Annotated in this window: 13 protein-coding genes; 5 read left to right on the top strand and 8 right to left on the bottom strand. The window is 58.7% G+C overall.

Translation table 11 applies throughout. The annotated features are described in order from the left end of the window. Positions 1 to 5: 5 nt before the first annotated feature. From lptM to ACQY5R_RS07305, 3 genes are all read right to left on the bottom strand, one after another. Positions 6 to 161, bottom strand: a complete 156-nt coding sequence (gene lptM / locus ACQY5R_RS07315) for an LPS translocon maturation chaperone LptM (RefSeq protein ID WP_428606384.1) — start codon at positions 159 to 161, stop codon at positions 6 to 8. A gap of 141 nt (positions 162 to 302) precedes the next feature. Then, a complete protein-coding gene (locus tag ACQY5R_RS07310; protein WP_428606383.1) occupies positions 303 to 3,155 on the bottom strand; it encodes a class I adenylate cyclase in 2,853 nt (950 codons plus the stop codon). 10 nt (positions 3,156 to 3,165) lie between these two features. After that, positions 3,166 to 3,999, bottom strand: coding sequence for a diguanylate cyclase domain-containing protein (locus ACQY5R_RS07305; RefSeq protein WP_428606381.1), 834 nt, complete (start codon positions 3,997 to 3,999; stop codon positions 3,166 to 3,168). Between the two features lie 195 nt (positions 4,000 to 4,194). On the opposite strand from ACQY5R_RS07305, the gene ACQY5R_RS07300 reads away from it, so the two are divergent. Continuing rightward, complete coding sequence (locus ACQY5R_RS07300; protein WP_428606379.1) at positions 4,195 to 4,617, top strand: hypothetical protein; 423 nt, start codon at positions 4,195 to 4,197, stop codon at positions 4,615 to 4,617. Between the two features lie 17 nt (positions 4,618 to 4,634). Here ACQY5R_RS07300 and ACQY5R_RS07295 read toward each other — a convergent pair whose 3' ends face one another. From ACQY5R_RS07295 to argH, 4 genes are all read right to left on the bottom strand, one after another. Further along, positions 4,635 to 5,006, bottom strand: a complete 372-nt coding sequence (locus tag ACQY5R_RS07295; RefSeq protein WP_428606376.1) for a nucleotide pyrophosphohydrolase — start codon at positions 5,004 to 5,006, stop codon at positions 4,635 to 4,637. Then, complete coding sequence (locus tag ACQY5R_RS07290; protein ID WP_428606374.1) at positions 4,999 to 5,406, bottom strand: HIT domain-containing protein; 408 nt, start codon at positions 5,404 to 5,406, stop codon at positions 4,999 to 5,001. Before ACQY5R_RS07290 ends, ACQY5R_RS07295 begins: the two co-directional genes overlap by 8 nt. Positions 5,407 to 5,413: 7 nt before the next feature. Then, positions 5,414 to 6,217, bottom strand: a complete 804-nt coding sequence (locus tag ACQY5R_RS07285; protein ID WP_428606373.1) for an enoyl-CoA hydratase — start codon at positions 6,215 to 6,217, stop codon at positions 5,414 to 5,416. A 286-nt stretch (positions 6,218 to 6,503) separates the two neighbouring features. Beyond that, the gene (argH, locus tag ACQY5R_RS07280; RefSeq protein WP_428606371.1) at positions 6,504 to 7,889 is read right to left on the bottom strand and encodes an argininosuccinate lyase; all 1,386 of its coding nucleotides are present in this window, start codon (positions 7,887 to 7,889) and stop codon (positions 6,504 to 6,506) included. Positions 7,890 to 8,052: 163 nt separating this feature from the next. Here argH and ACQY5R_RS07275 point away from each other — a divergent pair, with 163 nt between their 5' ends. Both ACQY5R_RS07275 and ACQY5R_RS07270 read left to right on the top strand, forming a co-directional pair. After that, positions 8,053 to 9,102 carry a sensor histidine kinase gene (locus ACQY5R_RS07275; RefSeq protein ID WP_428606369.1) on the top strand — a complete coding sequence of 350 codons (1,050 nt, stop codon included), beginning with the start codon at positions 8,053 to 8,055 and terminating at the stop codon, positions 9,100 to 9,102. Then, on the top strand, positions 9,099 to 9,836 hold the full coding sequence (locus ACQY5R_RS07270; protein ID WP_428606367.1) for a LytR/AlgR family response regulator transcription factor: 738 nt from the start codon (positions 9,099 to 9,101) through the stop codon (positions 9,834 to 9,836). The genes ACQY5R_RS07275 and ACQY5R_RS07270 overlap by 4 nt, the downstream gene beginning before the upstream one ends. A gap of 15 nt (positions 9,837 to 9,851) precedes the next feature. Here ACQY5R_RS07270 and ACQY5R_RS07265 read toward each other — a convergent pair whose 3' ends face one another. Further along, on the bottom strand, positions 9,852 to 10,748 hold the full coding sequence (locus tag ACQY5R_RS07265) for a diguanylate cyclase (protein WP_428606364.1): 897 nt from the start codon (positions 10,746 to 10,748) through the stop codon (positions 9,852 to 9,854). A 172-nt stretch (positions 10,749 to 10,920) separates the two neighbouring features. On the opposite strand from ACQY5R_RS07265, the gene hemC reads away from it, so the two are divergent. Next, entirely contained in the window at positions 10,921 to 11,847 is a 927-nt protein-coding gene (hemC, locus tag ACQY5R_RS07260) for a hydroxymethylbilane synthase (RefSeq protein WP_428606362.1), read from the top strand. Between the two features lie 10 nt (positions 11,848 to 11,857). Continuing rightward, positions 11,858 to 12,646, top strand: coding sequence for a uroporphyrinogen-III synthase (locus ACQY5R_RS07255; RefSeq protein WP_428606359.1), 789 nt, complete (start codon positions 11,858 to 11,860; stop codon positions 12,644 to 12,646). Positions 12,647 to 12,805 lie beyond the last annotated feature (159 nt).

The following is a 12,805-nucleotide window of genomic DNA, read 5'->3' as shown; positions in this document are numbered from 1 at the left end:
GACCGCTACTTGTCCTTGGACTCTTCCTGTTGTTGAGGTTGTTGCTGGGAAGCTGGGTCAGGGAGATACAGCGGACCTTTTTGACCGCATGCGGTAAGCAGGCTGCTTGTACCCAAGACCAGAATGACCAGCCAGAGTAGATAACGAGACCAGCAGAACATGGTGTGTTGCTCCGTAATTTTCCAATGTTCCGCATTGTAACCCTGGTGGAAGTTAAACCCAACCGGATTCCCTCCTTACCCGTTTCTGCCTGGAGAGGTCTGGGGCGGCAATTTCCAAACGTTTGTAATGCCGCGGAGGGGTTAGGGCTTGAGTTTTATCAACGCCTGGTTCAGGCGTCCTTCCAGGCGTTTCTTGAATTTCAGCAGTTGGATGGTTGTGGCGCTCTCTTCCGAGCCGATCCCAGAAATCTCCAGGCTGGTCAGATAGATCGGATACGCCTTGTGGCCAATCCGCTGATCCAGCAGGTGTTGCGCCACGGTGCCGTACAGTTCGGGGCCATACTCCAGGGAGCTGAACTCACGGTCGCCGCATACCAGTAGATGCGGCGACTGATTCAGGTCCAGTCCTTCACTGATCAAACGTAACTCCATGTAGCTGTCAGGTAGTCGGTGGCGTGGCGGCGTACGAGGTTCCGCCACATAGTCGCCGTTCCGGTTACGCGAGAGGTGATAGAACTCCGGGGCGTCCAGCAGGTAACGATGGGAGGGCTGGTCACTGGGCAAGCTCAAGCTGCGCAGTAGAAGCATCCCCTTGAGAAAACGTTGCTGCTGTACCAACAGATAGTGTTCATCCGCCTCCTGCATCTGTTGGTGGAACAGGGCGCCGTGTTCATCGAGGATATAGAGTTCGGTCTGTCCCTTCTGGGTGCTGTAAAAGACCTGGATGGCCCCGGCCCGGTTATGCCGCAGGATGCAGGGCAGCGGAGTGGAAGCGAGACTCAGGCTGTCGATGGTGGTCGGCCGGAAGCTGCGCTGCGGTTCGGAGAGGATATCCAGCACTTCCTGATCGCCGGTGATCGGAAAGTAGGAGAATTTGTCGTTTTGATAGTGGATCAGGTAGAAATCATCCTCGATCTGTTGCAGATAACGACTGTTGAGCCCGGTACCCGATTCGCTAAAGCAGTGCATGACATCGTTGAACAGCTTCTCGACGCGTCGGGCGGTACTGCCGCCCCGCACGGAGTTGAAGCAGTGGGCGGTGGCGCTAGCTGGATGCTGGCCGACGTCACCCTGCAGTCCCATGCGCAGGTAGAGGCAGAGACTCTCCAGCAGGCCGCGCGTTCCCTGGTGATAGGTGACCAGCGTCTCGCCCCAACTGGTGGTGATCAACTGCTCAATGGTTTCCACCAGCGAACTGTGGGCCGAGCCGAAACTGAGCGGATCGCTTCGTTCCGTGGTGAGTTGCTTGCCGACCTTGGCCAAGTGGGCCATCGGGTCGATGCCGGTATTCAGAAACAGAGTGCAAGAGAGGGCTCGGGGTGGCTGCTTGAGTTGTGCCATAGGCACCGGGTGGGTCTCATGCGGTGGATAGAGGTTGTTCAGGGTGCCCAATATGGCAAACAGCTCTTCCTGGCGGATCGGATTCTCCTTGGGATAGAGCGTGATGATGGTATTTAGATTGATCAGCCGGTTGAGGTGGCACCAAGCCAGTATTTCACTGAGACAGGCGGCGGTTTTCAGCGGGCTGGTTACCCGGGCGGCCGACTCGTTGACTTCACCCAGGTAGAGAAACCAGGCGTACTGATCCCCCCGGGTACGGGTGTAGTGGAGGCTGACACGCTCCTCGTATAGATTGCGGGTAATGCCGGGGTTAATACTGTCGATCTTGCCCGGGCGCTTCTCCAGCGCGGTATAGAGTTTGCGGCCAAGTAGGCTGAGCTCTTCCGGGTCGATGGCATCGGTGGAGGCGTATTCCCGGGCGAAATCGGTCAGCAGCCGGTAGCTGTAACTGAGCTCCCGCACCAGACTGTTTCGTTCATCCATCACCTGGTCGATCTTCCAGTTCTGCCGTGAATCCAGATTGACCAGTTCGCCTCGCCGCCAGCCCCAGCCTCGGGTCAACACCTCCAACACTTCCCGTTTCCAATCGTCCCGGAGTTGTGGTTGATCCTGGCTCAGGGTCTGCTCCGATTTGAAATAGAGGCAGCGCCGGGCCAGTTCCAGGCGATCTTTCTCATTTCGCCCCTGCAGATACTGCTCAACTCGTTGGTACATCAACACATAGGGGTCCAGTTTACGCAGGTCGAAATCACCGTCGTAAATGGCTCGTTTGGTCTCCTGGCAGAGCCAGCGGATATCGGGATAATCGCGTGCGTAGGCTTCGGTCAGGAACAGTTTGAGGATGGTTTTATAGGGCGATTCGATGCCTTTGAATAGCTGCCAGTGGGCGGCGCCAAGAAACTCTTCCACCGGGATCGATTCCAGACTGCCGAAGTCGAGGCAGTCCAGCGGATCGATAAAGCGCTTGTGGAACAGCATCTCGACGTACTGGGTGTAGTTGCCCTCCTCTTCAGGGGGAACCATCCACCAAACCGGATAGCGTCCGGCCAGCAGGACGCCGGTGCGGTAGAACTCTTCCAACAACAGGTGTGGCTGTGTGGTACCGCTGCTCTCGTGGGACAGGGCGTCGAGTTTGCCATTACGAAAGGCGTCCACTTCCATGATGAAGAAGTGGACTTCCAGATTCAGCTCTTTTCCCCAGGCTTCCAATTTGCGCGCCTTGAGGCGCAGCAGTTCGCGCTCGGTGCTGTCCAGTTCCGGATCATGGCAGAGCCAGATATCAAAGTCGCTGCCGCTGGTATGGGCGATACTGCCGATGCTACCCATCAGGTAGAGTGCCTGGATATAAAAACGGCGCCGTGCGCGTTTTTTATATTCGAAGCTGCGACTCAGCTTGCGGGCCAGGCGCAACACCGACTGGGTCGGAGTGTAATCGGGTATGCCGATGGGGGTATCGCTGCCGGCAAAACCCGGCAGCGTCGGGTGGTTGATATGAAACAGCAGTGGCAGCAGATCGACAAAGGCGCGCTGGTTCGGCGTCAGCTCCCGTGCAATGACGCGCAGTCGCTCCCGATGCAGACCGAGGAAGCGTCGGCGAACAGTCCGTAGGTCCTGGCGGCCGATACCGTCTTTGAGTGATACCGCCTCGGCCATCAATTACTCCTCAAGCGTGGTTGCTGACGATGTCGCTTTCAGCCAGATTACTGAACGCCTGTTTCATCAGTAACCGGGCATCCTGCCCTTTGTGCCATTCGGCCAGGCCGCATTGCAGCTGCAGGCGACTGGCATCATGCTGGGCCGGGAGCAGTAACTCGGGAAAACTGGCCATAATTTTATCCAGCAGATCCTGGCCATCCTGCAGGTTGGTTTCCGGCAGAATGATGATGAACTGGTTGTGCTGCCAGCGGGCAATCAGATCAACCCAACGCAGGCGATCGCGCAAGTAGCGGCTTACCTCCAGGATGACCTCGTCCTGGAGCGGTGCCTCGCTCTGGTTGTCGTTGAGCTGGATTACCGCCAGGCTGAGTGGATTTTGGTAGCGTCGGCTGCGTGCCACCTGGGCATTGAGTGCGCGCGTCAGAGACTGGCGGTTGGCCAGGCCGGTCAGCTCGTCGGTAATGGCCAGTTCCTCGACCTGTTTCTTCAGCCGCTGATTCTCTTCCTGCAGCCGTACCAGCTCGGTTACGTCTTGAAAATATTTAACGGTGTGGATTTGCGGATCGGTTGATTCCGGTGTAACCACTGTGCAATGTAACCAGCGCTCCTGTTCCACCCCGCTACCAAACAGATGCATTAGCCCCGTTCCTTTGAACAGTCCGCGATGGGTCGTGAACGGGAACTGCTCCAATGTCTGCCCCACCAGTTGCTCGTTGTTGAGTCCCAGCATCCCCTCCAGAGCTGGATTCAGCCAACTGATGGCACCCTGCTGATCAAAAATCAGCACGCCGCAGGGCACAGTCTGCAGCGACTTGTAAGTCATGCCACTTGCTTGAGTCAAAACAGCGATCCTCCGATCCGTATCATTTTTATGGGTAGCGTATACCGCTACGCCAGTTCCCCTACGGCGCCCAGGGAGATCACAAAGATCAACCCTTAACACCCTATAGTTCGTCCGGTCGTACCTAAACTTTAGTTCTCAACTCCCAGAATCGTCTATATTTTCCAGTAAATTCGCACTGTTTAAGGAGGCCGGATGCGCCTGCGAAAGATTATGCCGGATGCGCCGCTGCAACCCGGTGACCCGCTTTGGCGGCGGGTCCCCACCGCCGACCAGGCCGGGCAAAACCTGAGTGACTTCATGTTGTTGATCCCCGGTCTGAAGCGTTGGGCAGTGCCGCGGCGCGAGCAAGTGTTTGAGGAGTTGCGGGGGCTGTTTGAACGGCATGCCGACCGGGTAGTGTTTGCCGATCTGAATCTGCAGTTGAATCTATTGTGGATCAGCCACCGCCAGGGTAAGGGTGTGTCCCTGGCCCTGTTTCAGGCGATCCGGGAGCGGGTCCCCGAGGCGGTACTGGTGGCGAGTCAAGCGGAGGCGCTGCAAGGTCTGCGACGGCAGACACAGGCTTCACGTTGGGGTATTCGGCGGTTGTTGGGCCGAAATAGCCGGGTGCGTTGATTCAGGGAACTGACGAGCTATTCGTCGCCGTACTCATTGGCGCGTCGTGCGTCACCTTTCACTTTGTCGGCGGGATAGCGGGACTCGTTGATGGCAATCTTGCGGTGGGCGGCCGCAATCAGGTCAATATCCAGCCGTTCGGCGGTGCGGATCAGATAGATCAGGATATCGGCCATCTCCAGGGCTACCTGTTCCTGTTTCTCCGGTGCCAACTGCTGGCTCTGCGCTTCACTTAGCCACTGGAAGTGTTCCACCAGTTCGGCGCATTCGGCGATCAGCGCCATGGCCAGGTTCTTGGGTGAGTGAAACTGCTCCCAATCGCGTGCCCGGGCAAAGGCCAGCAGCTTTTCATTCAGTTGAGCCAGGGAATCGGTAATTTTCTCACTCATTGGTAAACCAGACCTGAAGTTCGGCAAGGCGCTGTTGCAGTTCGGCTTCAGCATAGGGCTGGCGCTCGCCACAGCCCCATACCGGCCCGGGCCAGCAGTTGTCGTCCCTGTTTCTGGCGACCACGTGCCAGTGCAGTTGGGGGACCAGGTTGCCCAGTGCGCCCAGGTTGATCTTATCCGGGGTATAGCACTGTTCCAGCACCCGGGCGGCATGGCTGCTCTCGAGCATCAGTAGGCGCTGGTCGCTCTGTTCCAGTTGATGGACCTCTGTTATGCCTTCCCTTTTGGGGACTAGAATCAGCCAGGGGAAGCGCCGGTCGTCCATCAGCCGCACTTCGCACAACGCCATTTGGCAGAGTTGCCGGGTATCTGCGGCGAGCCGGGGGTGAAGTTGAAACATGGCCGGTTTACCGATCCTGCCAGTTGGGAGGGCGTTTTTCGGCAAACGCGTCGATACCTTCACCTACATCCTCGAACATCATATTGTCGGCCATCGCCTCGCTGGCGAATTGGTAGGCTTGATCGACGCCCATCTCCAACTGTTTGTAGTACATCGCCTTGCCCAGCGCGATGGAAGCGCTGGATTTGCCGCAGATGGTGCGGGCCAGTTTCAACACCTCCTCGTCCAGCTCGTCCAGCGGTACGGCACGGTTGATCAATCCTTGCGCCTGCGCCTGTTGGGCGGAGATAAAGCCGCCGGTGAGCAGCATCTCCATCGCCTGTTTGCGTCCGACATTGCGTGACAGGGGTACGCTGGGGGTACCGCAAAACAGGCCCACATTGATCCCGGAGACGGCAAAGCGCGCGCCCTCTTCGGCGATCGCCAGGTCACAGGAGGCGACCAGTTGGCAGCCCGCTGCCGTGGCAATACCGTGGACCCGGGCGATGACCGGCTGCGGTAGTTGGGTGATGCGGGTCATCACCTGCCCACAGCGGGTGAACAACTGCTGGAAGTAGGCGCGCTCGCTCTGGCCGCGCATCTGCTTCAAGTCGTGTCCGGCACAGAAGGCCCGGCCATTCCCGGCCAATACCACCACCCGTACGCTTTTATCCTCGGCAATCGCATCCAGGCTGCCCTGCAGCGCGTCCAACAGCTCTTCGGAGAGTGCGTTGAATTGGTTGGGCCGGTTCAGCGTCAGGTAGGCGATCCCGTCACGGTCTTCGCGTAGTACCAGCGGTTCCTCGGTGGCAGTCTGGTTGGCTTCGGTCATCGGCTCCTCTCCGGTTGGTTACTGCAGTAACTATACATGCAACGGGCGGGAAAATGCAGCCAGGCCGGGACGGCACCGGGAGACGCCGTTCCCACGGAGATTAGCGGCGGGTGGATAGCGGTTGAAATAGCCGGTAATTAGTAGGGGCAGGCCCCTGTGCCTGCCCGGCCCGGATACGATGGTAGTCGTATCGAACGGGCAACCACGGGGGGTTACCCCTACGCCCACAGTATGGCGGGCGACCTACCGTCTTATTAACCGTCCTGATGGAATTTAGCGTAAGCGCCTACTCAGCGGCGAGACGCTGGCGTGCCCGCTCAATCGCCGCCCGGACCTGGGTCGGTGCGGTGCCGCCGATATGGTTGCGTGCGGCTACCGAGCCCTCCAGGGTCAGCACCGCGAACACGTCGTCTTGGATCTGGCTGGAGAAGCCCCGCAGCTCCTGCAGGCTGAGGTCAGAGAGGTCGCAGCCCTTGCTGACGCCCAGCGCCACGGCTTTGCCTACTACTTCGTGGGCATCGCGGAACGGGGTGCCCTTGCGTACCAGGTAATCGGCCAGATCGGTGGCGGTGGCAAAGCCCTTCATCGCCGCCTCGCGCATACTTTGGGGTTTGCAGGTGATGGCCGGGATCATGTCGGCGAACACTTTGAGTGAACCCTTCAGGTTATCCACGGTGTCGAACAGCGGCTCCTTGTCCTCCTGGTTATCCTTGTTGTAGGCCAGGGGCTGGCCCTTCATCAGAGTCAGCAGACCGATCAGATGGCCAAAAATGCGTCCGGTCTTACCGCGTACCAGTTCGGGTACGTCGGGGTTCTTCTTCTGCGGCATGATGGAGGAGCCGGTGCAAAAGCTGTCGGAGAGATCGACAAAATTGAACTGGGCCGAGGACCAGATGATCAGCTCTTCAGACATGCGCGACAGGTGCATCATGATCAGCGCGGCAGCGGCGCTGAACTCGATGGCGAAGTCGCGATCGCTGACCGCATCCAGGGAGTTTTCGCTGGGGCGGGCAAAACCGAGCAGCGCGGCGGTATAGTGGCGATCGATGGGGTAGGTGGTGCCGGCTAGGGCGGCGGAGCCGAGGGGCATGATGTTGACCCGCTTGTTGCAGTCCGCCAGACGCTCCCGGTCGCGCTCCAGCATCTCGAACCAAGCCATCAGGTGATGGCCAAAGGTGACCGGCTGGGCGGTCTGCAGGTGGGTGAAACCGGGCATAATGGTCTCGGCCTCCCGTTCGGCGGTATCCAGCAGCGCTCGCTGCAGACGCAGGATCTCGGCACGGATGATCTCGATCTCATCGCGCATATAGAGCCGGATATCGGTGGCCACCTGGTCATTGCGCGAGCGCCCCGTATGCAGTTTCTTGCCGGCATCGCCGATAGCGCGGGTCAGATGGGACTCCACATTCATGTGGACATCTTCCAGCTCTACCGACCAGTCGAATTGACCGGCTTCGATCTGCGCCTGGATCTGCTCCAGCCCGGCGATGATGGTATCGCGCTCCGCTACACTGAGAATACCGGACTTGGCCAGCATAGTGGCATGGGCTATCGAGCCCTGGATATCATAGCGGTAGAGGCGCTGATCGAACTCCACCGAAGCGGTGAAGGCTTCGACAAAGGCATCGGTGGGTTCGCTGAAACGGCCGGACCAGAGTTTTTTATCGCTCATGAGATAAATATTCCTGCTTGAGAACCAAGCATCGTATAGTCATAAATTAGAGAGTGTAAGATATCTACTGCACAGTCTGGGGTGAATCGGATACTGTACCGATAGCCCGAGTTGGGGGGATTGTATCAGGATTCGCGGCACGGTTAAGCCGCTGTGGGGGGTTATGACGCAGAAAGGAGCGAAGCAAGGGGGACCGGAACGGGGCCAGGCCGCCTATCTGCCCAATTTTTGCAGTATTCGTATGGTGTTCGGCGTGGTGATCTCTGCCGAATTGCTGGCGGTGATACTCACCTTGGCTTCTATCCACACCTTTCAGGAGTTTGCTGGCGAGTTAAGCCTGCGCTCGCTGTTTATCCAGTGGATCGCCCTGGGCGGCAGTGCCCTGATCTGTCTGTTGCGCCCCTGGATCAGTCACCTGCGGATCTGGCAGGTGGGGGTGATTATCTGGTGCAGCTTGGTCGGGCTGACCCTGTTGGTGTCACTGCTGGCAATCTGGATTCTCGGGCTATCGGATACCGGCCCGTTTCTGATAAAGAGCCTGGTGATCAGTGCCGTTGTCTGTGCCGTGTTGATGCACTATCTCTCTGTTCAGTACCGTTGGCGGCTCCAGGTGGAAGCCGAGTCGAAGGCCCACCTGCAAGCACTGCAGTCACGTATCCGGCCCCATTTTCTGTTCAACAGCATGAACACCATTGCCAACCTGACCCGCACCGATCCGGCGCTGGCGGAGGAGGTGGTGTATGACCTGTCAGACCTGTTTCGCGCCTCGCTCTCCGATGCCCAACGTATGTCGAGTCTGGGTGAGGAGATCGAGATGTGTCGGGGTTATCTGCGCATCGAGGGGCAGCGCCTGGGTGATCGACTACAGGTGAAATGGGATCTGGAAGCGCTGCCGCTGGATGCGGAATTGCCGGCGCTGATCCTGCAGCCGCTGCTGGAAAATGCTATCTATCACGGTATCGAACCCTCGACCGAGCCGGGGCACATTCAGATTACCGGCCGCTATCGACGCAAGCGGGTCAATATCAGCATCCGCAACAGTCTGCCGGTGGGGGCCAACAAGGCTCGTCGCCCGGGTAACCGCATGGCGCTGCAAAATATCCGCGAACGGTTGCAGGGCTTTTTTGATGAAGAGGCTTCTCTGAGCGTCAGCGAGGTGGACGGCGAACATCAGGTACGGGTGGCTTTTCCCCACCCCTGGACTGAACAATGAAGATATTAATAGCCGATGACGAAGTCCATGCCCGGGCGCGCCTGCGCAGCTTGATCGAAGAGATAGGCCCTCCATACCGAGTGGTGGCGGAGGCCGATAACGGAAGGGATGCGTTGCAGCGCTGCCGCCAGGAAGAGGTGGATCTGGTGTTGATGGATATTCGCATGCCGGGGATGGATGGTCTGGAGGCGGCGGCGGCACTGGCCGGCTTGCCGACGCCGCCGGCGGTCATCTTTGTAACGGCCTTTGATCAACATGCGTTGGCGGCGTTCGAGCGACAGGCGGTGGATTATCTGTTGAAGCCGATCCGCCGCGAGCGCCTGCAAAAGGCGATCGAAAGGGCGGTGACGCTGAACCGACCCCAATTGCAGGCGCTGCAGGCGCTTCAGGGACAACAGGACGCCGACTATATTAGCGTCAGCTTTCGTGGAGGACTGCAGCGTATCCCGCTCAGCGATGTCATCTATTTTCAGGCCGATCACAAATACGTAACGGTTTGCCATAGCGGCGGCGAGGCGTTGCTGGAAGAGTCGCTGAAGTCACTGGAAGAGCGTTTTCCTCGGCGGCTGTTGCGGATTCACCGCAATGCCCTGATTGTCAGGGAGCGTTTGCTGGGGTTGAAACGGCTGGGCGCGGGGGGGTGTGCCGTATCGTTGGCCGGCAGCGGCGCCGAACTGGAGGTGAGCCGGCGCCATCTGCCAGAGGTGCGTAAACTGCTGCGCGGTAAAGTCTGAGTGACGGCTCGCCTATTACTCGGCCAGGACCACCCGACTGCCGGGCTCTTTCTTGGCCCGGTACATCGCTAGGTCGGCGCGTTTGATGAATACGCCGGCCGGTTCATCGGCCAGGTATTCGGCGATGCCGATACTGAGTGCCACCGGATCGTTATCCTGGGAAATCTCAACCAGATTATTCGGTTTGTTCCGGTTAAAGTAGTCGATCAGGCGCTGCGCGAGGGCATCGGCACTGGCTTGCTCCGTCTCTGGCAATAGCACCATAAATTCGTCGCCGCCGTAGCGGAAACCGTAGTCAATGTTACGCAAAATACCGGCAATGGATTCGCCCACAAAACGCAGGGCGTGATCCCCCTCGACATGCCCCAGGGTGTCGTTGACCGATTTAAAGTTATCCAGGTCGATGCAGATCAGACTGAGCGGATGACGGTAACGCTTGCTGCGGGCAATCTCCTGATTGAGTACGGTATGGAAATGGCGCTGGTTGTAGAGACCGGTGAGGCTATCGGTGACCGATAGCATCTTCAGTGAGCGCTCCAATGCCAGACGTTCGGTCAGGTCGCGAAAAAACCCCACGCTGCCCACTTCTACGCCATGCTCTTCGATCAGGCAGGCGGAGAGCTGGATGGGGATCATGGTCCCCTCCTTCGCCTGGAGATGGGTTTTGTGGCCGATGATCTGACCCTTGAGGCCGTTGTTCGTCTGGTACATCAGGCGCTTTATTTCCCGCGCGCTCTCCGGGGAGGCGTAGAGCTCGGCGATCTGGAAGCGTCCGACCATCTCTTGCTGTCTGTAGCCGAGCAGGTTTTCTGCCGCTGGATTGAACAGGGTGATGATGCCCTTCCGGTCGATAGCGATCACCGGGTCGGGGCAGATGAGAGCGAGTTCGTTGTCGATCAAACTAATGGCCATGTGCTGGTTGGGTAACAGGATTGGAACACCCTATCGGCTGGACGGAAATAACCTTGAGGTCGTATAAACTATTTTAATAGCTGTCGGCACAAACGGCAAAAATAGGCGGTTGCCATTTGCCTGTATCAGCCAGAGGTTATAGCATGCGCCTTTTTCCACCGAGAATACCCTGATGTCCCAGACGATACGTATCGCCACCCGAAAATCCCCCCTGGCTATGTGGCAGGCAGAGCATGTTGCCGCCCTGCTGCGGCAGGCCCACCCAGGATTGGAAGTGGAGCTGATCGGTATGAGTACCCAGGGTGACAAGATCCTCGATACACCGCTGGCCAAAATCGGCGGCAAGGGGTTATTTGTCAAGGAGCTGGAACAGGGCATGTTGGAGGGACGCGCGGATATCGCGGTGCACTCCATGAAGGATGTGCCGGTGGAGCTGCCTGAGGGTCTGCACCTGGCGGTGATCATGGAGCGGGAAGATCCCCGCGACGCCTTTGTTTCCAACCGCTATAGCAAACTGGATGAGCTGCCGCCAGGGGCCGTTGTGGGCACCTCCAGTCTGCGGCGCCAGTGCCAGTTGGCCGACCGGAGGCCAGATCTGAAGGTCGCCCCGCTGCGGGGCAATGTGAATACCCGGTTGCGCAAGCTGGATGACGGAGAGTTCGACGCCGTTATCCTGGCCGCGGCCGGCCTGAAAAGGTTAGGTTTCCAGCAACGCATCACCTCTTATATAGAGACCGAGGATAGCCTGCCCGCCATCGGCCAGGGGGCCATCGGTATCGAGTGTCGCCGAGACGATGCGCGCGTCAATGCCCTGATTCAACCGCTGCATGACGTCGAGACCGCCTGTTGTGTTGGGGCGGAGCGGGCCATGAACAACCGCCTGATGGGTGGTTGTCAGGTGCCGATAGCCGGTTTCGCGGTGCTTAACCACAACAAACTGTATATGCGCGGTCTGGTGGGAGAGCCGGATGGCAGCCGTATCATGCGTGCCGAAATCAGCGGTCCGGCGGACGAGGCCGAGTCCTTGGGTATCGCCGTAGCCGAAGAGTTGCTCGGCCAGGGCGCGGATCAGGTACTTAAACACCTTTACGAAAACTGAGCTTTGCCCCATGTCTTTTCTCACCACTTCCACAGATTGCAATCTGTCCGGAATCGGTGTGCTGGTCACCCGTGCCGCACACCAGGCTGCCACCCTCTGCCGACTGATCGATAGCCGAAACGGTCTCGCTTTGCGTTTCCCCTCGGTCGAAATCAAAGATCCACCGGATACCGCGCGGGTCACGGCCCAATTGGCAGGCTTGGCGGATTACGATATCGCCATCTTCATCAGCCCGAATGCGGTACTGTGGGGCATCAAACTGTCGCCGCAGCAGAAACTGCCTGCCGCTGTTGCCCTGGCGGCGGTGGGCAAGCGTACCGCCCAGACCCTGGCCGAGTCGGGCTATCCGGTGGACGTCGTGCCGGAGTTTTCGTTCGACAGCGAGGGTTTGCTGGAGACCCCGGAGCTGAAGGATGTAGCCGGCAAGCGAATCCTGATTTTGCGTGGCAACGGTGGGCGTGAGCTGTTGGGGGAGGCGTTGCAAGAGCGCGGGGCGTCGGTCGATTATGCCGAAGTGTATCAGCGTGCCTGTCCCGAGATCGATCCGGAGCCGCTGCTTTATCGTTGGCGTGACGATGTGGATGTGGTCACGGTCACCAGCAATATCCTATTGGAAAATCTGTTCAGCATGCTGGGAGAAAAGGGCCAGCCGCTGTTGCAGCAGACGCCGATGATCGTCGTCAGCGACCGGATGCGCCAGCATGCCCGGGAGCTGGGCTGTCGTGAGGTCTATCTGGCCCGCAGCGCGGATGAGCAGGATCTGCTGGAAGCGATCTGTCTCTGGGCCAGCAATCGCTGAGCGTCGACACAGCGAGCGGAGGAATCTGGTGATATAGTCTCACTGGCGGTAGCGGGTGACAGGCGAAGTATTCCGCTTTATCCCGCTTTGCTAGACTAGCCGAAGATATCCGGCTCCAAGCCGTGACGCCGTACGAGTAGTCGTCACGGGATTTCGCAG

Origin of the sequence: Sedimenticola sp. (assembly GCF_050289425.1) — a bacterium.
GTDB lineage: Bacteria > Pseudomonadota > Gammaproteobacteria > Chromatiales > Chromatiaceae > Sedimenticola.
Note: the sequence above shows the minus strand (reverse complement) of the source record. Positions and strands in the feature narration are given on the sequence as shown.